We start from the raw sequence: 24,547 nt of genomic DNA, 5'->3' as shown, positions 1-24,547 counted from the left end.
GCGAAAAATGAAAAAAAATTTTATTTACACTGCACATGCTAGGGGGAATTCGTATGAAAAATGAAGTGTTTGATGTGATTGTAATAGGATCAGGATTAGGTGGATTAAGATCTACACAAGAAATTTTAAAAAGCAAATTAAAAGTCTGTATGATAACATCAAAAAGTTTTTGTTCTGGTGCCAGCTTTTATCCTAAAACATGGGGGTTAGGTATGGTTGCACCTAAAGATGAGGAAGATAAATATAACTTACTTAATAAAATAAAAGAAGTTGGTTGTAACTTATCTGATGAAAATCTTAGTAGAATCTTAGTTGAAAATATAGAAAATGAAATAAACTTATTATCTAGCCAAGGGGTGAATTTTAAACCGTCAGTTGATGAAGGTGGAGTTGTACCTTGCTTTGACTCAAATAAGAGAAAGTGGTTTGGATTTGATTTTAAAAGTGCAAAAGAAGTATTTAATAATATTTTGGATGACGACAATTTCACTTTGCTAGATAAAACAAAGGTTATTGATTTGTATAATGAAGGAGATTATTCTAAAGGGGTTTTAGTTGAAAAGAAAGATAATAGTATAGAGTTACTAAAATCTAAAGCTATAATAATAGCGTCTGGTGGATATACTTGCTTGTTTAAACATAACGTTTCTCTAGAGCTTGATTCACCTATAATTCAGTATTTAGGAAATAGAATAGGTTGTGAGCTTACTAACTTAGAATTTATTCAATTTATACCAGCTTATTTAAAGCCTATGTATAAGACCATATTTAATGAAAGGGTGTTTAAATACATTACTCTTAAGGATAAAGACGGCAATGATATATTAAATAGTATTGATGATGCAAACGTTTTATTAAATGAAAGAGCTACATATGGACCTTTTACTACTAGATTAAAATCAAGTATTATAGATAAAACATTATTTGAGTACTATAAAAAAGATAAAGAAAGTGCATATTTTAAATACCCTGATAATATTGAAAGTATAAATGATACTTTAATATATAACTATTTTAAGTGGATTCAAGAGTCTAATATAGGAACAGATGAAAAGATATACATTACGCCTTTTGCTCATGCTTGTAACGGTGGTTTTAAGATAAATGAAAAAGCAAGTACTAATATAAGTGGAATATTTGCTTGTGGAGAAGCTACAGGAGGAGTACATGGAGCAGATAGAATAGGTGGACTATCTACTGTAAATGCTTTAGTATTTGGAAAAGTTGCAGGAGAAAATGCTAGTGAGCATTGCAAGGATAATGAATTTGTAGACTTTGATATTAAATATGATATAAATTATGAAAAGGAATCAAAAGACTATCGTATATTTAAAGATTCAATTTTAAAAATTAGAGAAGTTATGTATGAAGAGGTATCTATTCTTAGAAGTAAGGAAAGTATAGATAAAGCAAGAAATGAAATAGATAATATAGAAATGGAAACGGCTAATATTAAATTAAATAGAGGCGACAAGTCAATATTAGAAAGTTATATTAATTTTTCTAAGATATTACTTGATTCTATGATAAAGCAAAATAAATCAATTGGTTGTCATTGTAGAGTTGATTAATTAAATAATATAAATAATTAGGTTTTCTAATGGATATAAGTTACATAAGTACCAATAAAAAGAAAAAATGCTTATATATAACATATTATACATGTATAGCATGTTGAATATAAGCATTACTTTTTGACTATTAGTTAGCCTAACATTATTATTGTTTATTAGATCTACTTACTAAATTCAGACTTATCTATTACAATCTTACCATCAGAATCCAATAATGGTGTCATTCCACTAGGCCCACTACCTATTGTCATTAAATAATTAACTCCTGTATGGGTGTCAACAACAACATATACTGCACCAAATACTAAAGCTTGTTCTTCTTTAATAACAAATCTTTTTTCCTTTTTTTCTTTTCCAAACATAAAATACCCTCCGCTATATTATAGTTTATACTATTATCAATTATACATAGGATTTTCAAGTATTATTGAATCCATATATCTTTAAGGTAAACAAATAAAATTACAAGGAGTACTATTCTATATATCCAATTACTTATCTTAAAAGTGCTTTCATTTATATCATAATTAATCAAATAGTTTAAAATGCTAGGAATTATAAATTTATTTAATATAAATATTGGTAGTGCAACGTACATAAGCATAATAAGCAAAAAGTTATCGAATGTAATATTAAATGTAATCTCAAAAGGAAAATCTAGTATGACCATAGCACATAATGTATAAATAATAATGGATATATAAGATTCTATTAAAGAACGATACTTGTTATATCTTATAATATACTTTAAATAATAGTCTTTATATAAAGGTATAGATATATTGTCTAAAATATCTTCCTTAGGTAAAAAATTTGAATTATCACTATACATATAAACTTTAACTAAGTACATAATCATATACTCTGGATTATTGCCTTCATTTGATAAATTAAGCTTAGATATTTTTTTAGAAACTTTATCTATTCTAAATGCTTTTTTATCTAGGATTTCACTAAGTTTATCTTTTAATATTAATTTTAAATCATCTTTTTTATTGATATCTATTTCTATAAAAAAGCTACTTTCATGATAAAGTACATCGTCATAATCATTTTTAACTATTATTCCCACGGTTTTTTTATCCATAAATTTCTCCCCCTATAATGATAGTTAGACTTTATACAATAAATTATAAATAATTATAGAGGGTACATGGTGAAATTATGAAAATATCTATATTTAATAAGTAACTATTTATATTTATATATTTATAATTTTATCATTTATCTCATCAGCAAAATTCTTATCGTGGGTTATTATTAAAATAGTAATTCCTTTAGATTTTAGATCATTAATTATTTTAGAAACTTTGTTTATTGATTCAGAATCCAGAGCAGAAGTAGGCTCATCAAAACATAGTACCTTAGGCGTTAAGCAACAAGCCCTAGCTATTGCAACCCTTTGTTTTTGACCACCTGATAATTCATGAGGATATGAATTTATTTTATCACCCATATCTACCAATTCTAATAGTTCCTTAGCTTTTAAAATAGCGTCTTCTCTAGGAATTTTCAAAACACTTATTGGTGCTTCTATTAAATTTTCTAGAACAGACATATGAGGGAATAAGTTAAAGTTTTGAAATACCATTCCCATATTATTTCTTACTTTATTTATATCTTTTGAATTATTTATGACTTCATTATCTATAATTATTTCACCACTATCAAATGTTTCTAATCCATTTAAACATCTAAGGATAGTAGTTTTACCCGCACCTGATTTTCCAAATAGTACACCGACTTTACCTTTTTTTAGTTTAAAAGATAAATCTATAAGTACCTTATTAGTTCCAAAGGATTTATTTAAATTTTTAATTTCTAACATTGTCTCAATCTCCTAAATGTAATATGAATATTTATTTTCAATCTTTTTAAATAAGTAAGTTATTATACCTATTAATACTAAATAGATTAATCCGGCATTTACTAAAGGTAATAAACTAGCTTTTTGATTTTGAGCGATCTGTGCAATTCGTAATATATCATTAAGACCTATAGTATATACAATAGCAGTATCTTTTATTAGTGTTATTACTTCATTAGACATAGCTGGAAGTATTCTTTTAATCACTTGTGGAAATATTATTCTACGATACATATTACTCTTGCTCATTCCAAGTACTAAAGCACCTTCGTACTGACCTTTATCAATAGACTCAATACCACCTCTAAATATCTCCGCGTAATATGCTGAATAATTTAAACTAAAAGCAACTATGACAGCGCTAAACCTATCAAACACAATTCCTACAAATGGCAAACCAAAGAATATAAATATTAATTGTAGTAGTAGGGGAGTGCCTCTAAGTACTAATATATAAAATCTAGCGATTTGTTTAATAAGGTTATTGTTAGACATTCTCATAAAAGCAACTATAATTCCTAATGGAATTGATATTATAAGTGTTATAAAAAACACTGAAAGAGTAACTGTTAATCCTTCTATCATTTTTTTCATCCTTCCCTAGTTATTTAAACCAAACCATTTATTGTATATTTCATCAAATGTTTTATCTTCTTTTAATTCAGTTATAGAATTATTAACTTTATCACGAAGAGTAGTATCATCTTTTCTAAAGGCTACAACATAGCTTTCTTCACCAAAATTATCTTCTAGTATTTTGTATTTTTCTTCACCTTTTTTGCTTATATAGTATCTTGCTAAAGTTTCATCTGCTACAATGGCATCAATTCTTCCTGCTTCCAAGTCTCTAAATACTTTGTCAAAAGTATCGTATAATACAGGTTTTTTACCTTGTAAGTTATTTATTAATTTTGTATCCTTTTCTATTGCTTCAAGTCCAGAAGAACCTTGCTGAGTACCAACTGATTTATTATATAAGTCACTTTTATTTTTTATCTCTGAATTATTTAAAGTTATTATTAGTTGCTTATTTTTCATATATGGATCAGTATAAGATACTTTTTTCTTTCTTTCTTCTGTAAGTGTATAACCATTCCAGATAATATCTATATTTCCAGTGTTTAATTCAGTTTCTTTCATAGACCAGTCTATAGGTTGGAATACTACATTAATGTTTAATCTCTTAAAGGCCTCTCTTGCTAAGTCAATATCAAATCCTACAGTATCACCATTTTCATCTATAAATCCCATAGGGAAGTATGTATTATCAAACCCTATAACTACCTCAGTATCTGATTTTTCATTTTTAGTACATCCAACTCCTACTAATGACATAATTAAAACTAATAATATTAAACCATATTTTTTTATTACTTTTTTCATAACTCAATCTCCTTTGAATTTATTAATAATCTTTTAGAACGTAAAAAAACCATATAGGCTTTATACCTATATGGTTTATAATTTGTTATTTATATACCACCATAGATACAAGCCTCGTTTTTATAACACGAAAAGGGCTTGTATCTATGAATTAATTTTCATATTACAATCCCTTATTTCTATGATGGTGATGATGATTTAATTTTGTATTTAATTTTGTATTTAATAATATTATCATAACACCATTCCTCCATTTGATTATTTTTTATTTAAAAACAATAATATACTAATAAATCATAAAAAGCAAGAAAAAATTTTATTTTTATTAAGAAAACTTATTAAATTCACTAATACATTAGTGCTATATCAACGTTAAACTGAGGAATGGCAAGTAAGTTTTTTATTATCTTATGATGGTATAAGAAAGATATAAAACATATGAAACTATAAAAATTATTCCATGAACTTTAGTAAGAGAATTTTTATTTTTCATAAATAAGTAAAGTATTACAGTAACAAATACCATAAATATAACATCAATAAGAGATATAAAGCTTAGTGTTATAGGGCTAATAGTAGAAGCCAATCCTAAAATAAATAATATATTAAATAAATTAGAACCAACGACATTACCAATTGCTATTTCTGTTTCACCTTTTCTAACAGCCACAACAGAAGTAACAAACTCAGGCAAAGAAGTACCAACAGCAACAATTGTTAAACCTACAAGATTAGCACTCATTCCTAAAGATATTGCTATATCAGTTGCAGAATCTACAACTAAATCTCCACCAAATACTATACCTATAATACCTATTACACTTAAGATAATAGTTTTAACCATAGATACATCATTTACTGCAATAACATCAGCGTCTATAGCAGTTTCTGACTCAAGTGAAGTAATATCATAATAAGAAGCCTTAGCACTTTTTATAGTGTTTACTATAAAGAATGTAAATACAGCTAAAAATAGTATACCTTCCATTCTAGTGATTTTTAAATCAAAAGCAAATAGTAACATCATTAAACTTACTATTATAAGGAATGGAGCATCTTTCTTTATAGTATTTTTCTCAACAGGAAGAGTAGCAATCAAAGAAGAAACACCTAAAACAATAAGAATGTTAAAGAAGTTAGATCCAACAACATTAGCAACACTCATATCGTTTTGACCTATAAGTGATGATGTAATACTTACTGACGCTTCTGGAGCTGAAGTTCCCATAGCAACAATAGTAAGACCAATTACCATAACTGGAACATTGAACTTTCTTGCAATAGAAGATGAACCTTCTACAAATAAGTCCGCACCTTTAATTAAAAATATAAAACCTACAACTAAAATTACAAATGACATAATAACCTCCTAATAAAAAAAGACCCACAAAGTAACCCTATAGTAGGTTACTTTGAAGGTCTTGCTAACAAGTTTATAAACTTGCTAATCAACCGGGATATTATCCGTCATGACGATTGATTATCAACGAGTGAAAGCTACTCCCCTTCAGGGGTCTATTAAATTTAATATAATAATTGTATGGCAAAAATTACAATATGTCAATAGTATATTAGTTTGAATTATTACAGTAATCTATATCTAGCTTAATTATTATTAATTTATAAATAAGAGAATGGTAATTTTAATTAAAGTGACAGTATATTATATTAAGCTGCACATCATTGGATAATCATCCTCATCAATTCCTCCACATAAAGGAGATAGAGAAGTATCAAGATAATTTGCTGTACAAATAGAATTATTACCAAACTTTTTCCGTAACTTATCCAAGGTGTTATCTAGTGCTTTATTCTTTTCATTGTTATTCTCTTCGAATAAACTAAGTTGAACTTGAGTACTACTACTAAGACCTGTAATATGAACACCAACCTGTCTAATACTTTCACCTTCCCACAATTCATCAAATAGCTTGTAGGCCTCTTTTTTTATGTCGTATGTAGTGTCCGTATTATAAAAAAGCTTTCTTTGCTTTCTACGAATAAAAAAGGCATCTGTTTTATAATGAATACTTATAACATTGAAGCAAGAAGAACTTTTCCTTAGTCTCATTCCAAGGGTCTCACAAAGAGAGCTAATAACCATATGAGCTTCCTCTCTAGTTGTAATATCAAAGTGAGTAGTTGTGCTATTTCCCATACCTTTCATAGCTATATAATTACTTTTTCTAACGTCAGAGTTTTCTATTCCATTAGCATACTGCCAAATTAAAACATCATAACTTTTTAATTTATATCTTAAGACTTCCACATCACAGTTTGCCAAATCACCTATAGTTTTTATACCCAAATCATTTAATTTTTTTAATGTTTTTCTTCCGACACCAAATAATTCACCAACTTTTAGTGGCCACATTTTATCTTCTATTTCATCAAGATAAAGGGTATGGACTCTATTTGGTTTAGTAAAATCACTAGCAACCTTTGCAAGTAGTTTATTTGTTGATATACCTATATTTACAGTGAAACCTAGTTCAGCATATATTTTATCTTTAATTTCATGAGCAAGCTTGACCGGGTCATCATATCGTTTTTCCATATTTGTAAAGTCTAAGAAACATTCATCGCAGCTAAATCTTTGTATGTTTGGAGTATATCCTCTTAGTATATTTACCATAGCGTCAGAACAACTTTTGAATAAACTATAGTTAGGCGGAACAACAACAAGATTTTTACATTTTATACGAGCAGAAAATAAAGTTTCTCCTGTACTAATCTGAAAGTTTTTTGCAGGTAAACTCTTAGCTAATACTATACCATGTCTGGTTTCTTCGTTGCCGCCTATAACACTAGGGATTTTTCTTAAATCTGTTTTATGTCCATTTTGTAACATATGAGTAGCAGTCCACGATAAATAAGCGCTATTTACATCTATATGGAATATAAGTCTATTTTTATGGTTCAATCATAAGCACCTCCATCAAAAAAGAACAAATGTTCTTATTAAATAATAAAACATTTGCTCTCAAAAATCAATTATTATGACGAACTAGATAGAAGTAAAAAAGTAGCAGTTTTATTACTGCTACTTTTTTAATTAAATAAACTAGTTATATATTGTTATATACATTATTAGATATTTTAACTAAAGTCTTCATGTTTTCTTTTAACTCTAGAGCATCTATTAATATCAACCTAGCATAAATATTATTTGTATTATTCAGAATATCAATAATATCTTTAGTAGGCATATCCTTGATCAAAGTCATATCTATTTTGTAAAATAAATTTAAGTAATGACTATCCTCATTAAAATAAATCTTAGAATTATTTATTAAAAAGTGGAGCTTATGAGTAAATATACGTTGATAATATAAAAACTCATCAATGTCATCTGATAACAAAGTATTATTATTAAAGTCGATTTTTTTATTAATAAGCATACTTTGTGTTATGACTTTCTTAAGATCCTCACTAATCTTGCCTCTGACAAGCCCAATTTTATAAAGCATAGAAATTATTTCTTTGTTAAGATCAACTGACTTTCGAACTTCATCTTTAGTTATAGAATTCATACTATAAGGGAATATTATCCTATTAGCATATAGTGCAATTAATGTACCTAATAATACTAAAGTAATTCTTAAGAATACTAATTCGTTAATATCAGAACCAATAGATGCAGCACCTAAAGATGAAATAGTTGTGCACACCATTTGGTATTTATAGACTGTTTGGAAGTTACTAATATATCCAGTTAATAGTATAATTAATGTTCTTAAAGAGTTATCGGTTACTAAAGCAAATAGAATTTCAAAGAGTGTTAGCCCAATTATAGTACCAATAATTCTATCTTTTCCTTTTATTTTACTTGATTCAAGATAAGGCTGAACTACAGATATTAAACTAAAAACTAGCCATTTACCGTTTGGAATATCAAATAAAGATACAAATAAAACACCTAAGCTAGTAATTAATGCACCTCTAAAAGCAAATGTAAATTTAAGAGAATCTTTATTTAAATTATTTTTTAGTTTATCAAAATTATTAGCAATACTTGAAACAGAATATTCTTCAGATATTCTTTTTGAAAGATTTTCATCCCTCAGAAGTAAATCTTCTTTTAATAAATATACATAATAATTTAATTTATAAATTGTGTAATACTTAGAGCTATAATCTTCATTATTATCTAAGTACTTATTAAAGCTGCTAATAAGAGCTTCAAGTTTAATATCATCATTTGTAAAAGTATTAATATCTTTAAGCAATGATATTAATTTATTTAAATGGCTACTATACTCATCATTAATACTATTTACTTTCATTTCTTGAAGTATTATATTAATGTTTTCTAAGAATTGCGATATAAATAATTCATGCTTTAACGAATTAGGGAGTTCGACATCTTTATCCATTCTATTATGGATAGATGAAGAGAAATCTTTAAGTATATTACTGACTTGATAAGTTAAATCATTAATTTCTTCTAAGTTTTTGCTATCTAAAATTAATGTTATTTGCTTTATTATAGATTCAGTTGATTTTTTTATAGCAATTTTAGATTGTTTATGAATCTTATTGTAGTTAACAATCATCTGTAAGGCCATTATAAAAAGTCCACAAAAAGTAAGTGATAATAATCTCGTAGGTAGTTGATTTATAGTTACAGGGGTATAAAGCATAAAGAAATACCCAAGTGTAAAAGCAACATACGTAGGTTTTTTAGTGTTATATGTAAATTCGTATAAAATAAAAAATATCACTGCAAAAGTTAAAGTAAATCCTAAAAAAGCATTAGTAGATGATAAAAATGAGCCAACTCCAAGTATAAGTTCTATTAAAACAAAATAAAAGGTGCTTTTTATTGGATTAATAGTATAGTCGGTACCTAGCAATGAAAGAGCAGCTGTAATACCAGAAACTCCAACCAATGTGTTTATGTCTCCAAAAATAGATTTAAAAACAACTATAACTGCTACAATAGCAAAGAACATTATAGTCGTTGGAATAATTTTTTTCTTATTCATGCCAACCTCCAAAGTATATAAAAGTTAAATTACTTACTAATTATACCATTTTATATAGTTTAATCTAAATACTAAATTTTTATTATATGTAGATAATGACATTTATAATACAAGTTAAAGTTTATATATTCTAAATTTAAATAATTGGATGTGTAAGTCGTGATGTTATAAAGCAGTAACAAATTTATTATATATAGAAAAATAATCATTTGTGTTATAATTTATTTGTAGAATTGGGACAAAAGGGGAAAAAATATGGACAATATAAATATAATGAAAAATATTCGTGAGCAGAAAAAATTAAATATAGTAAGTATATTTATTATATCGATACTTATCTTTGGATTGTACGTTGTAAGACTATCATCAATAAACATTAAATATGACATTACAGAAAAAGATTTAAGAGTAATATTAAATCTAATTTTAGCAACTATGGGAATTATAAGTTGCTTACTATCTTACAATAGTAATAAAAAAGAAGAAATATTTATAATATCGCTTATGTATATTATGTTTGGAATAGATATAATATATTCCAAAACTACAGGGTATTTAAGTGATGAATCAAGTAAGTATTATGCTATACTAACATCTTTCATAAGATTATGTATTGTTTATATAGCGGTAGGGAATCTCAATAAGTTTAAAAATTTTATTATAAATAATAAATCAAAAGTATTAATTATAGTGAGTATAATAACTTTTGCATCTATTTATATAGAGTATTATTATATGTTGCCATATAGCAGAGAAGTTCTTAGATGTTATGAGTTATATAATGTTTTATTAGCTTTAATATATATATGGATAAGTATGAAATTTTTCAAAAAAAGCTTTGTTAAGAATGACTACATATATGCTGTAATTGGATCAAGTACGTTAATCTTTTCTATGAAATCTATATGTGATCTTATTTATATAGTTACTTACAGTAGAAATATAGCATTAATTGGGTACTCCACTATAATTCTAGGCTTTATCATATATATAATAGGTTTATTTATTGAGCTTAGTGAGTCAATTAAGAAAAATAGAGAATTAGATGAACAAAGAAGTTTATTTATTAAGATTATAGATGAGAATAAACATAGTAACGTTATAATATGTGACGAAAATTATTATATATATTATAAAAATAAGAAGGCTATAGAGAGCTTAAGTGAAGTAAGCTATATAGATGATATAGATATTGACATTGGAAATAAGCTTGATATAGTAAAATTGTTTGAAAATGTTTTAGATATGAATGTAATAGAATCTGAATTAAATAACATTGGTAGCTATAGAAAAAACTTATATGTAAAAGATAGTGATAGTATTTTAGATTTTTCTATACAATTAATTGAAATAAATAATAAAAAATATAAAGTAGTTACAGTGAAAGATATATCAACAAAATATAAATTAGAAAAAGCACTATTAGAGTATGAGTTAGTTAAAAAGGAAGATGTAGTAAAGAGCGAATTTTTCTCTAATATTAGCCATGAACTAAGAACACCTCTAAATGTATTATATTCCACAAATCAATTACTAGATTCGAGTATAGATAAAAGTAACTTTAAGGATATTTATATTAAGTATAGTGAATGCATAAATATAAACTGTAAAAGAATGCTTAGATTAATAAATAATATAGTTGATATTACAAAGCTTGACGTAGGGTTTAAATCACCAAATTTTAAAAACTACAATATAGTAAAGGTTATAGAAGAGATGACTATGTCTGTTATTAGTTATGCGATGATTAAAGATATTGAGATTGTATTTGATACAGAGGTAGAAGATATTAATATAAAGTGCGACTTAGATATGTTAGAGAGAATTGTTTTAAATTTACTTTCAAATGCTATAAAGTTTAGTGATAAAGGTAGCACAATATTAGTTAAAACTTTTAATATCGAAGGTTGGGTAGGCTTTAAGGTAATAGATAATGGAATTGGAATAGATCCCATAATTCAAGCAAAAATATTTGATAGGTTTGTACAAGGAGATAAGTCAATGCGAAGGAAGAAAGAAGGAAGTGGAATAGGACTTAGCTTGGTAAAATCCTTTGTAGAATTGATGAATGGTAAGATATATGTAGAAAGCGATGGAAAGGCTGGTTCTGAATTTACAGTTTTATTACCTAATAAGCTATGTAATGAAGATGGAAACACAAAAGAAAAAGATTATAATGTAGATTTGCAAAGGATACAGTTAGAACTATCAGATATTTATGAGTTATTTGAGCAAAAGTATAATGAAAACATATGATAAACATATTAAATATAATTAACTTATACTAATAAAATGATCCACCATTAGCTACAAATAGTAGATGAAGGTGGATCATTTTATGTATAGCAAATATAAATTATTTAGATTTATTATATGTATATGTAATTAACTCTACCAAGTCTTATAGGTTACAATATTGTACCAAAGTTGAGAACTAGTTGAAGTTATTAATAGTGTATACTACTATTTAATTATAAAATAATTTAAAATATTAGGGGGGAATATGTGGAGTAGAGCAGGATTGAAAGAAGCGGCAAAAATTAATTTTAACAAAGTATATAAGCAGTCAGTAATTGTTTGTATTATTGTTTATTTAATCGGAGCTGTATTTAGTGGAGGATATAACTCAGCAAGTAATACTATACAAAAGAATGTAACTTATAATCAATATTATGAATACGAAGGTGAATTTGAATATTATGATGAAGCTATTATAGATTCTGACCCATTTTTTACATTTTCAGTAGAAGGAGTAATGGGAAGTTTCTTTGATAAAATTTTAGATGCTATAAGCCATCCACTTTCAATAACATTAATAATAATAGTAATGATAAGTATTATGATTTTAAGTGCAGTAATTAGAGCCGTAATTTATAATCCTATTATAGTAGGAAAGAATAACTTCTTTATGGGAATTAGAGAAGAAGATAGAAAGATAGGAGATATATTCTTCCTATTTGAGAACTCAAAATTTATAAAACCTGCATGGACAATGTTTTGCGTAGACTTTTTTATATTTTTATGGACATTGCTACTATTTATACCAGGTATTTATAAATCTTTAGAGTATAGTATGATTCCATACATACTTGCTGAAAATCCAGAAATTGATAGAAGTCGTGCATTTGAGTTAAGTAAACATATGATGGATGGTCAAAAGTGGGACGCTTTTGTGCTTGATTTATCTTTTATCGGATGGAATTTATTATCAAGTATTACTTTTGGAATAGTAGGTATATTTTATGTTAATCCATATAGAGAATCAACATTTGCTGAGCTATATGCAGTACTCCGTGAGGGTGCAATAGAGGATGGATTTACAAATAGAGATGAATTACCAGGATTTAACATGTAGCTTTGTTTATTATAGTATTACTTAAACATAATAATGCATATGTCTAATAGGCTAGTAAATGGCTATAACTGACTAGAAACAATAAAACTCTACAATAACGATGTCATTAAAATGACAAAGTTTTGTAGGGTTTTATTATTTTTAATAGAATTTACATCTATATAAATAATAAATGAGATAAATTGTGAGGAAGAGAAGCATAATCATTATTAGATTAACTTACTCACTTCTCGTTATAATTATAACTATTAATGTTTATATAAAACTTGAATATAACATAAGTATTAAAGAATACTTTGAAAAGATGACCCCTATTTATAAAAAAGAAAAACAGTGGCTAGTCGAAAATGATCCATTTTTTACTTAATAAAATCAGAAGAAAGATTTAAAGACTATCTTTTCACCGACCATTTAGAGTCATTAAATGGGAATATATTAAAAGTTAAAAATAACACAAGTATTAACAAAAACTAGGATCTAAAAGGAAAAAAAGTAGCAATAATATATTTATTAGATGGAGAAGTAGATGCTGTTGTTGGTGATGAGACTGTTTTAAATCACTATATTAAAGAGTTAAATATTGATAGAGAATATACAATATTGAAAAATCCTAGATAGAAAAAGTATCTTTAGCATTTCCAAAGGATCAAGAGACATTAGTAAAAACTCTAAATAAGGTTATCTTCCAACTAGAAAAATTGGGCTTATATGGAAGTATAATAGATAAATGGAAATACGAGTGTAACGACATTAATGCTATTATATATCAAATCCACAACCTAAAGCTGTATATATACTTTTAGTAACAATGTTAAAATCAATATACATTTTTATGGTTCACTTAATATTTTATCTAAAGAGATTGAAAAATCTGAATAGTTAAAGAAATTAGAAACTAAGCTAGTTAGAGATAGTAAAATGGTTTCAATTGGATAAGAAAAAATTTCCAATAGAATTTAGTATATGTTAAAGTTAATTTTATTGATAAGAAATACAGAAATTAGATTTAGATTTAATGAAGATTTAGTAGTTCTGTTTAATAAATATTATAATAAAAACTTAATAGAACTATTTGATAAATACTATGCCAAAATCTAAAGAATATAGAATACCTCTGTGTCGTGTTTTACGATGCATGTGTATTTTAATAAATTACGTAGAAAATTTAGATTAATATAAAGTAAATAATAGCCCTATGTCTTGATTACTGGCATAGGGCTTATTAATGCTGACTTGTGATATAATTAAGGTTATCAACAAAGGCGTTATTAAAAAAGAGTAGAAAAATGTAAATCATAAGGTGGGATTAAGAAAAAAAAGCAACTAAAACACCGAGGGAACTAGGTGTATTTTTGTTATATAGAATAATTAAATTTAAATATTGAATTTTAGTAAGAATAGATATAATGTAAAAGTGAGGTAAGGAGGTAAAATATGAATGAAAATATTTCTGATATAAAGCTTAATATATATCCAGCACCGAAAAGTATTGAATATATAAGTGAAAATTATGTAGAGTTATCAGAAGAAATAAATATAAATATTTCAAAAGATGATAACTGTTGCAATGGCAAAGATGAAAGTTATGTTATAAGCATCACAAGAGGGAAAGATAATAAAGCAAATATATCCATTAGTGGAATAGATGAAATAGGAATTCACTATGCAACAATAACCCTAAACCAAATTCTACAACAAAAACAAAATAATAAAATACCACAGATAATTATTAAAGATTATCCAAGCATTAAATACAGAGGATTCATAGAAGGATTTTATGGATATCCGTGGAGCCATGAAGATAGAATTAGTCTAATCAAAGATACTAGCAAATATAAATTTAATACATATATATATGCACCAAAAGACGATCCATACCACAGATTCAAATGGAAAGAATTATATCCAAAAGACAAGATAAAGGATATTGAAAAATTAACAAAATCATGTGATAAGTATCATATGAACTATTGTTGGACTATACATCCAGGTGATACTCTTAATTATACAGAAGAAGATTTTAATAATATGATAGAAAAATTTGAACAACTATACAAAGTAGGCGTTCGTCAATTTGGTATATTTTTTGATGACACAGATGATTGGAAAAGTGGGGAAATACAATCTAAATGGATAAATAGAATAGATGAAGAGTTTGTAAAGCCAAGAATGGATATTAAGCCAATGATAGTAGTGTCAGCTAGATATAACTCAGCATGGGGACCAGATATAAATAAATATTTTGAGCCATTTATAAAAAATCTAAACAGTGATATCCAGGTTATGTGGACAGGCCATAGTACTATGTCAAACATATCAAAAGAAGTATTTGAATGGCCAAAGCAAGAAACTAAAATAGATAAAAATATGGTTGTCTGGTGGAATTATCCTGTAAATGATTATTGTGATAGTAAGTTATTAATGGGACCATTACATAATCTAAGCACAGATCTGGACAATGTAAATGGCTTCTTTTCAAATCCAATGAACCAGTCGGAAGCTTCAAAAGTTGCGTTGTTTAGTGTAGCTGATTATACTTGGAACACACATAGGTTTGAATATATGAAAAGTTGGGAAACATCTATAGAAAAACTTGTTCCAGAAATTAGTGAAGAATTTAAAAGATTTGCAGCGAACACATCTTATTTGAATGAAGATGGCGGAGCTAGTGGTAATTTTGAATTTGATGAATCCTGGTATTTAAAAGAAAAAATAGAAAGATATAAAAATGCAATTAGAAATAATGAAGAGTATAAACATATTGCAAATGATATATTAAAAGAATTTGAGACTATAGTATCAGATAGTAATATTATAAAGAAAAATATAAAAAATAAAAAGCTTTTGGCAGAAATAGAAGTTTTCTTAAATGCATATAAAGCTATTGGAGAAGCTGGAATTCATGCAATAAACTCTTTTACGTCAAAAGAATCCTATGAGATTGCTAGAGAAAAACTTATTTTGGCAGAAAGTCTAAAGATAAAAAGATTAAAAGAAGAAAGTAAAAACATATATCTTAAAGAATTTACAGTTTCAGTAGGTGAAAAGTTAATAAAACCATTTATTAAAGATATTATAAATAGTTAGTGCAATCTAATTCTATATATTATGATAAGACATAGTATATAACCTTGAAAATGTGCAAAAAATTTAAATAGAGAGTTAAAAATATTATAGGAAGGAAAAATATTTTTAAATTGATTTCATTCTCTACTTGTTATAGCTAAATCTGTATACTACTGTATATATTTATAAAATATGTAATATTTCAAGTAATACATCTTTTCTAAAAAGAATTATTCTAAAATAGTACGCAGTATGTTTATATAGGAGCTTAAATTTTAGATGCTAATTTTTCTCCAATTGATTCTGTGTGTTTTAAATTATAATTTTATAGGTTATAATAATGAAAGAAATAAAAAGTAATAACAAAAGATAAAATTCAACGACTAACGAAACAATGGGATGGAATTTATGAATAAACATAAAAATAATATTAAAAACATAACAATAACGAAAGATCTAACAGATATTCAAAAAGAACAAGTTTGTAAACTAATATATCAAGGTTTTTACAAAAAACTATCTAATTACTGGATTTTTGAAAAGAACGTTGAAAAAGGGATAGCAGTACTTAAAGGTTGCATAAACTATAAAAATGGAATATATGCTATAGAAAATGATCGAGTAGTCGGCTTCATAGGTGTCCAATATAGGAAAAATAAATTTAGGGAATTTAATATAGAATCTCTTAAAGCTTATTATGGTTATTTTGGAGCGATATGGAGAGGCTTACTTAATAAATTTGAAAACAAATCAAATTCATTAAAATACAATGAAATGTATATAGACTTAATAGTGGTCGACACAAAGTCTAGAGGCAAAGGTATAGCATCATTACTTATCGATAGTGCAACTAAATTTTCTATTGATAATAACTTTGATAAAATTCTATTAGATGTGGTAGATACTAATGAAAATGCTATAAAATTATATGAGAAACTTGGATATAAGACTATGAAGGTATTTGACTTTAGAGGAGTCACAGATTTTATGGGATATAGAAAAGTAATGTACATGTCTAAAGACATTATGTAAAGTGTATCAGAATCAAGTATTTAGCATAAAGAAGCGAACTTTTGTATTAAAGTAACTATATGAAATTTTTAATAATAGATAAGGGGCATATCTCTAATTGAGATAGCCCCTTTAATTGTTTGTGTATATTTGTTATTTAAAAAATCAATTATAATGGTTAACTATTTTGCTTATTACAAGGTCTTGAAATTAAAATTATTACTTGGATCATAGTTGTTACTAAAGAAGCTCTTTTTTTATAAGCCATATATCTTCCGTCCCAAGATTCACAGTACTTTTCTTTAAACTTTTTCAAACCTTTAAAAGAATAAAATCTATGCCCATGAGAATAAACTTTAGCAGCTATTTTTTCACTTAAAAATGCGTATCTTGATCTCCCAACGTTAGACAGAGGAACCATACCCATATTAAATTTAGAATATCCATTATCTTTTGCATACTCAAATAAATTTACAAACATAAAGTCCATTATACCATTGCATGCTTGATTAGAAAATCTCATCAAATCTATTGATAACGTCTTGTTATTATCATACATAGGCATAATATTTGCAAAACCTTTTATATTACCATTAGAATCTTTTACTATACATATAGAATCTTTACTTAGGTATTCTTCATTGAAAAATCCTATTGAGAATCCTTTTTCTTTTCTGCCACCTAGCCATTCATCAGAAATATTTTTTATATCTTTAAAGAAATTATTATCAAAAGGTGGATGAATAACCTCAAAACTGTAGTTTTCTTTATTTACTCTAGATATAGCATTTCTAACGCTTTTCATTTTTCTACCGTCGAGAGTAAACTCACGTAAATTAACTGTAGCTTCTTCTCCTAGTTTAAAGAATTGATATCCAGTCTCATGAAGATATGGTAAAAGTTGTTTATCTATAGCGCAGAATATACAAACATATCCATATATATTTGACAATTCATAAAAATCTTGTATTGTATCAAAAATTTTATCTTTATTTCCTACAGGATTTCCTAAAATAAATATTTTATTCGCGTAGATTTGATATTGAAGGAATACATCTTTATCTTTATTTATATAAACATATTTATCATTTAAATAGATAAAGTGACTAATTGATGTTCCTCCATAACTTTCTAATATAGTATCAACATCGTCGATACACTCATCTAAAGTTAGCTTTGGGAACTTATTTTTACTATTAATATAGTATATAAATAATAAGAATAACAGTGATATTACAAATCCTGCTATACAAAGATACATTACGCTGGTAGATTCATTAGTAAATCGTAATTCATAATCTGTAAAAGCTATTTTAGTTATTCTACCTTTTATACTAGAGTAGAAAGTATAAACATACAATAGTAGAAAAGATAGTAATATTGCAATATCTTGAATAAACATTCTCCAACCCATTACAAAGCTATTTCTATAAAATTGCTTTTTGCCAATTAAAACTAAACATCCTACAACCATTATATATATTAGACGATGATAGTCCGTACCTTGAAGGAATGTTATAAAACACCAAACTCCTATTATAAAAAGAGTAGCTTTATATACATATTTAGATTTATATATCAATAACCTAGATAATACTATTAATAAAAATCCTACTATTATAGTAAAACTATTAGGTATATAAGTAACTGATAAATATGATATATTTTTTACAACATCTATGTTACCTACGATATCAGGTATCGCCTCTGACAATAATAAAACACTTCCAGAAAATAATACAATTAAGACAATACTAATGTGAGCTAATTTAGATAATATTGTTGTTATTATATCTTTTATATCTTCATCTATATTTATATAGAATTCATTAATGTAAAGTAATAGACCAATTGTAAGTGGAACTATATAATATGAAAATCTATACAAGAATATTGCTAATAATACTTTTTCACCAGGAACATTTAATGCTTGTAACCCAACTATCATTGTTAAATCAAAAGATCCTAGACCGCTTGGAGACATACTTACAATAGCAATTATTATTGATAACATAAATACTGGGAAGAATTGTGTAAATGTAACATTAGCATTTAACATGAAAATTATAGAATAGATAAGTATTATTGTAGTTAACCATTCAATTCCAGACATAATTATTATTTTAAAAGAATCTTTTATATCTACTTTATCACTATCATTACCTTTAATGTATTTATATACTGAATATATTAAAAGTAAAGGGAAATAAAGACTTATTATTACTGTCATTATACTTACCCAATCAGTTAGCACAAGTGTATCAAAACTAGTAATGCAATAAATCAAACTTACAATAGAAAACCCAGTTAGATTTAAAGCTACTATCTTAGAAATTTCTTTTACAAGTAATTTTTTATCTTTCACATATTTACCATAGAAATTACTTTTCAAAGCAATTGCTGTGCTTCCTCCCATTCCCGCTACACTTGCAATAGAGCTAGAAATCCATGAATACTTATATAGTTTCTTATTACATAAATTTATATTGACTCTTTTTTTCAGAATAAAATCATAAAAACTTAATGGAATGTATGAAATTATCCCTAATAACAGTATAATAATTAATTCTAAAGAAGATAATTCATGAGCATATAAGTTGAATAAACTTTTATCAAAAGAATTAATAACGTTTATAAATTCTTTCATTATTAGTATAAAGATAAATAGCATAAATGAATATTTTATTGTATTTTTTAACTGTCTATTAATTTTAATCCCCTCCTATTAAATGTCGTATATACAAATTCTATCATAATTTTGCTTGATATTACAAAAAAATCTTATATTAAGATAAATAATAATAGCCATTCCTAACTAAGTGAGTTGTTATGTAGCAAGATGGTATTTACTTTAAGATTCAGCAATGTATATAAACTTGATGAAATTAGTTTTAAAATTAAGTTGAAAGTTAATAACTTAACGAAAATAAGTATTGACTCTTGTGCAACACAAGAGTTTATAATTTGTTATGGAATAATAATGAAGAGGTGAAATATATGACAAGAGAATTTTTTAAATATGCTATACCATCTGCGCTTGCAATGCTGATTTCGGCATTATATACAATAATCGATGGAATATTTGTTGGACAAGGAGTAGGAGATAACGCACTTGCTGCTGTTAACATAGTATTACCATTTACAGTAATGTTAGTTGGAATAGCAAACATGATGGCTGTAGGTGGAGGAGCTTTGGTATCAAAAAATATAGGTGCTAAAAATATAGATAAGGCTGTAAATATATTTAGACAAGTTTCTAAATTTTTAATGATACTTTGTGTTGTTATAAGTATAATATGTGTAGCATTCACAGATACAATAGTAAAATTATTAGGTGCAACGCCTGCGCTTGAAGAATTAGCAGTAGATTACTTAAGATATTATGCACTATTTTGTATACCTAACTTAGTTGGGGTAGTATTAAATAGTTTTGTGAGAAATGATAATAGACCAAAACTTGCTATGATATCCACTATAGCAGGAGCAATAGCAAATGTAATACTTGACTATATATTTATATTTAATTTTGGTTTAGGTATAAAAGGAGCAGCAATAGCTACAGGATTAGGTCAAATATTAACAGTAGTTATATTACTACCACATTTTATAAAGAAGAAAGGCTATTTATCATTTGGTAAAGTTAAGTTAGAACTTGAAACAATAAATAACTTATTAAAAATAGGATTCCCATCATTCTTATCACAAATAAGTTTTTCATTTATAGTATTAGTGCACAATATGGTACTAGTAAAAGTAATGGGAGAAATAGGTGTAGCATCATATAGTATAATAAACTATATAGGAACGAATATTTATATGGTATTATTCGGATTAACATTAGGTGCACAACCACTGATAAGTTATAATTTTGGTAAGAAAGATACAGAAAAGGTGTTAAAATACTATAAAATAAATTGTGTAGCATGTGTAGTTGTAACTTCAGTATTCGTAGGTATATGTTATGTATTTGGACAAAACTTAATAGCAATATTTACGAGTGATCCACAAGTTCTAGAAATTGCTAGCTTTGGAGTTAAATTATCAAGTTTAAGTTATTTCTTAGTTGGATTAAATATAGGAACAATAGTATATTATCAAGCTATAGAACTTCCTAAATTATCAACTTTAATATGTTTATTTAGATCGGTAATATTCTTACCATTGTCATTAATAATACTTTCAAAAGTATTTGGATCTGATGGAATATGGGCAGGAACTTTAGTAGCAGAAACATTAACATTTGTTACAATAAGCTTAATAGCAAATATAAAGAATGCTACAATGAAATCAGTAGAAAGATTAGACAATATGGACTCAGTTGGGCAATTAGAAATTGCTTAATAAAAAGGCTGCCTTTAGAGGCGGCTCTTTTTGTACAAAAATATAACTTGAAGGAAAAATATTTTTAAGTAGCGGTATATATTTTTTTAGGTAGATTATTATATAATAAAGTAAAATTTTAATAAAAGTTAGGGGTGGCAAATTGGAAAACTACTATTCGATAGGAGAAATGTCTAAGCTTAATAACATAACTATTGAGACATTAAGACATTACGATAGACAAAATCTTTTAAGTCCAGATTATATAAATGAAAAAACAGGATATAGATATTATTCAGCAAAAAGTTTTATGAAGATGGATATTATTAAAAAATGTAAAGCTATAGGTTTATCTATAGATGAAATAAAAGAAGTAATGAAAGATTATGATTCATTAGAATCTATTGTAAAAGTACTAGAAAATCAGAAGGAAATAGTCAATGAGAAGCTAAATGAATTAGAAAGTATAAAAAAAGGTATAGAGTCTTTAGAAAGTGATATTAAAAATGCATTTAAAGTAGGTTTAAATCAAATGTATATTAAACATAATGAAGAAAGAAAGCTTATAAAGTATGAATATTCTGGTAGATATACACAAGAGTTTGAGATAAATCTACGAAAAAGCCTTGTGGATATTGAAAATAATTATAATAGTTTTAACTACCAAATTGTATTTGTAACTTCCTTCTTTGATCTAATAAATAAAGGTGATTTGACTTATATTAAAACTATGATAAATCCAGATAACATAATTCAAAAAGATGAAAAGGTAGTAACTTTTCAAAAAGGGGATTATTTGACTATGTATTTTGATGATACTTTTTATGACACTAAAAAATATTATGATATTATGCTTAAATATATAAAAGATAATAATATAAAAGTTAGTGGTGATTTTCATGAAATTTATATAATGACAAGAGCCAATCAAAACGGAGAAATTAAAGCATTGGCACAAATAGAAATTTTAATAGAAGACTAATAATATATTGTTGTTATATTATTATTTTAGACTTATTTAAATCATTTTTTCTTAGAGATGTACATATAATTAAGTGAAATAAGAGACTAGATAATTTAAGAAGGCCTAAAGTTAAAGTAAATAATACTTTTGAAGATACAAGAAAAGAAATTGGGGGGAATAAAAAAATAAGATAAATTAGATATTATTGAAATTTTAATAAATAATTTGTTTTGGGAGGGAAATTAGATGATTTTTAGTTCTTTAGGTTTAGGTGTAGTAGCTATAGTATCTGTTACAGGGGCGATGATTTATAAAGTAGTGAAAGATGCAAATGATAGAGAATCACTAAAAGAGCTAGAGGAAAATATTAAGCAAGTTCTTCAAGCTAGAGCATCTAAAAATAATAATGATGAGATACCTTATAAAGATAATGAACAGCATGCTGAAGAAGGAACTATGAATTTGGGAAGATCTTATAAGGCCATAGCTAAAAAAAATAATTATTTTTCAAAAAACATTAAAAAGAGAGATAAACATAATATATTTGATGATGAATATATAGATCAATACGAAGATGAATATGATGATGGCTATGAAGAAAAATATAAGAAGGAGAAAGAAGATGATACCTTTGAAATGATGAGGGCATTTGAAAGAAACTTCTTTCGTAGTTTTGGAAAAGAATCTACAGAACTTGAAGAAAATAATAACTTTAACAAATTTTATGATAATGATGAAAAATAATAATAATTTAAAAGAGCCTAGCAATATAGTTAGGCTCTTTTAATATAACTAACAATATAAAAAATATTTAAATAAGTAAATTATGGGTAATTTATATTAATATACGTATAAATCTTATATAATAAATAAGTTGTTAAAATAATTATACATAGACATAAGGAGGAAATATGGACAATACAAAAAAAATGAGCGATAGAACAAAAGGAATAATATGCATTATAATATCAGCCTTCGGATTTGCGATGATGTCTGCATTTGTAAAGCTGAGTGGTGATTTACCAACATTTCAAAAGACTTTCTTTAGAAATTTAGTATCTTGTGCAGTTGCACTGATAATGGTAATTAAAGCAAAGGAAAGCTTCTTTGGTAAAGTTGAAAATAGAAAAATATTAAATCTAAGATCAATATTTGGTACCCTTGGAATAATACTTAATTTTTATGCTATAGATAAATTGGTTTTATCTGATGCTAATATGTTAAATAAATTAAGTCCTTTCTTTGTAATAATTTTTTCCGCAATATTCTTAAAAGAAAAAGTTAAAACTAATCAAATAATCGCAATTATAATAGCTTTTGCAGGAGCACTATTTATTATAAAACCAGAGCTTAACTTAGATATATTACCAGCACTAGGTGGAGTAAGTGGAGCGATATTTGCAGCAAGCGCATACACTTGTTTAAGAGTATTAGGTGGGCGTGAACACGGAGCGACAGTAGTATTTTATTTTTCATTGTTTTCATCAGTAGTTTTACTTCCACTAATGATACTAACATATGAGCCAATGAGTATAACTCAATTTTCATACTTAATATTAGCGGGTTTATTTGCTACAGTAGGACAATTTGGTATTACATGGGCATATAAATATGCACCAGCTAAAGAAATATCAATCTTTGACTACTCTAATATAATATTTTCAGCAATAATAAGTATAGTTATGTTTAATGTGTTCCCAGATAAATTAAGTATATTAGGATATATAATAATATTCTCAGCATCATTTTACATGTTTATATATAACAAAAAATTAGATAAGATATAATTAATTTTAAAATACAAAATTGATAAAATAGCAAAATAAATTACCATGTCTTTAAAAGATGGGGGTTATTAAAATTTATATAAACTTAAAAGTTTTTAATAATTAAAAAAGGTAAAATTTAATATAAATTATTGAAAGAAATATACATATACTAAGCTTAGTACTTTTAATAATCTAAATTAATATTAGTATATATCTACTAGAATGAAATAAGTTAAAAATCATAACTAAA

The 24,547-nt window shown here is 26.1% G+C and carries 18 protein-coding genes; 9 read left to right on the top strand and 9 right to left on the bottom strand.

Annotation, left to right across the window (positions count from 1 at the left end):
- Positions 1-53 precede the first annotated feature (53 nt).
- Complete coding sequence (locus ACI48P_RS09915) at positions 54-1,571, top strand: FAD-binding protein (protein ID WP_475215234.1); 1,518 nt, start codon at positions 54-56, stop codon at positions 1,569-1,571.
- A 164-nt stretch (positions 1,572-1,735) separates the two neighbouring features.
- On the opposite strand, the gene ACI48P_RS09910 is transcribed toward ACI48P_RS09915, so the two are convergent.
- From ACI48P_RS09910 to ACI48P_RS09875, 8 genes are all read right to left on the bottom strand, one after another.
- A complete protein-coding gene (locus ACI48P_RS09910; RefSeq protein WP_475215232.1) occupies positions 1,736-1,936 on the bottom strand; it encodes a DUF6440 family protein in 201 nt (66 codons plus the stop codon).
- 62 nt (positions 1,937-1,998) lie between these two features.
- Positions 1,999-2,661: a hypothetical protein gene (locus tag ACI48P_RS09905; protein WP_475215229.1), complete on the bottom strand. Its 663-nt coding sequence runs from the start codon at positions 2,659-2,661 to the stop codon at positions 1,999-2,001.
- A 114-nt stretch (positions 2,662-2,775) separates the two neighbouring features.
- The gene (locus tag ACI48P_RS09900) at positions 2,776-3,402 is read right to left on the bottom strand and encodes an amino acid ABC transporter ATP-binding protein (protein ID WP_475215226.1); all 627 of its coding nucleotides are present in this window, start codon (positions 3,400-3,402) and stop codon (positions 2,776-2,778) included.
- Positions 3,403-3,414: 12 nt separating this feature from the next.
- Complete coding sequence (locus ACI48P_RS09895) at positions 3,415-4,026, bottom strand: amino acid ABC transporter permease (RefSeq protein ID WP_475215224.1); 612 nt, start codon at positions 4,024-4,026, stop codon at positions 3,415-3,417.
- Positions 4,027-4,041: 15 nt separating this feature from the next.
- Positions 4,042-4,824: an amino acid ABC transporter substrate-binding protein gene (locus ACI48P_RS09890; protein ID WP_475215221.1), complete on the bottom strand. Its 783-nt coding sequence runs from the start codon at positions 4,822-4,824 to the stop codon at positions 4,042-4,044.
- Positions 4,825-5,227: 403 nt separating this feature from the next.
- The gene (locus ACI48P_RS09885) at positions 5,228-6,184 is read right to left on the bottom strand and encodes a calcium/sodium antiporter (protein ID WP_475215219.1); all 957 of its coding nucleotides are present in this window, start codon (positions 6,182-6,184) and stop codon (positions 5,228-5,230) included.
- A gap of 303 nt (positions 6,185-6,487) precedes the next feature.
- Positions 6,488-7,747 (bottom strand): Y-family DNA polymerase, encoded by a 1,260-nt coding sequence (locus ACI48P_RS09880; protein WP_475215216.1) that lies wholly within the window; start codon positions 7,745-7,747, stop codon positions 6,488-6,490.
- A gap of 145 nt (positions 7,748-7,892) precedes the next feature.
- Positions 7,893-9,812 (bottom strand): FUSC family protein, encoded by a 1,920-nt coding sequence (locus ACI48P_RS09875; RefSeq protein WP_475215212.1) that lies wholly within the window; start codon positions 9,810-9,812, stop codon positions 7,893-7,895.
- A gap of 255 nt (positions 9,813-10,067) precedes the next feature.
- Here ACI48P_RS09875 and ACI48P_RS09870 point away from each other — a divergent pair, with 255 nt between their 5' ends.
- The 4 genes from ACI48P_RS09870 (at position 10,068) to ACI48P_RS09855 (ending at position 17,265) form a co-directional block, all read left to right on the top strand.
- Complete coding sequence (locus ACI48P_RS09870) at positions 10,068-12,068, top strand: sensor histidine kinase (RefSeq protein ID WP_475215210.1); 2,001 nt, start codon at positions 10,068-10,070, stop codon at positions 12,066-12,068.
- 247 nt (positions 12,069-12,315) lie between these two features.
- Positions 12,316-13,167, top strand: coding sequence for a DUF975 family protein (locus ACI48P_RS09865; RefSeq protein WP_475215207.1), 852 nt, complete (start codon positions 12,316-12,318; stop codon positions 13,165-13,167).
- 1,434 nt (positions 13,168-14,601) lie between these two features.
- Positions 14,602-16,254 (top strand): beta-N-acetylhexosaminidase family protein, encoded by a 1,653-nt coding sequence (locus ACI48P_RS09860; RefSeq protein WP_475215205.1) that lies wholly within the window; start codon positions 14,602-14,604, stop codon positions 16,252-16,254.
- A gap of 387 nt (positions 16,255-16,641) precedes the next feature.
- Entirely contained in the window at positions 16,642-17,265 is a 624-nt protein-coding gene (locus tag ACI48P_RS09855) for a GNAT family N-acetyltransferase (RefSeq protein WP_475215201.1), read from the top strand.
- Between the two features lie 157 nt (positions 17,266-17,422).
- On the opposite strand, the gene mprF is transcribed toward ACI48P_RS09855, so the two are convergent.
- The gene (gene mprF / locus ACI48P_RS09850; RefSeq protein WP_475215662.1) at positions 17,423-19,930 is read right to left on the bottom strand and encodes a bifunctional lysylphosphatidylglycerol flippase/synthetase MprF; all 2,508 of its coding nucleotides are present in this window, start codon (positions 19,928-19,930) and stop codon (positions 17,423-17,425) included.
- A 311-nt stretch (positions 19,931-20,241) separates the two neighbouring features.
- Between mprF and ACI48P_RS09845 the strand changes: the two genes are divergently transcribed.
- From ACI48P_RS09845 to ACI48P_RS09830, 4 genes are all read left to right on the top strand, one after another.
- Entirely contained in the window at positions 20,242-21,585 is a 1,344-nt protein-coding gene (locus ACI48P_RS09845; RefSeq protein WP_475215199.1) for an MATE family efflux transporter, read from the top strand.
- A 142-nt stretch (positions 21,586-21,727) separates the two neighbouring features.
- Positions 21,728-22,546, top strand: coding sequence for a MerR family transcriptional regulator (locus tag ACI48P_RS09840; protein ID WP_475215197.1), 819 nt, complete (start codon positions 21,728-21,730; stop codon positions 22,544-22,546).
- Between the two features lie 228 nt (positions 22,547-22,774).
- Positions 22,775-23,272, top strand: coding sequence for a hypothetical protein (locus ACI48P_RS09835; protein ID WP_475215196.1), 498 nt, complete (start codon positions 22,775-22,777; stop codon positions 23,270-23,272).
- Positions 23,273-23,439: 167 nt separating this feature from the next.
- Positions 23,440-24,315: a DMT family transporter gene (locus ACI48P_RS09830; RefSeq protein ID WP_475215194.1), complete on the top strand. Its 876-nt coding sequence runs from the start codon at positions 23,440-23,442 to the stop codon at positions 24,313-24,315.
- Positions 24,316-24,547: the final 232 nt, after the last annotated feature.

The sequence above is a fragment of the Romboutsia sp. LXY-2 genome, from assembly GCF_056171995.1.
Note: the sequence above shows the minus strand (reverse complement) of the source record. Positions and strands in the feature narration are given on the sequence as shown.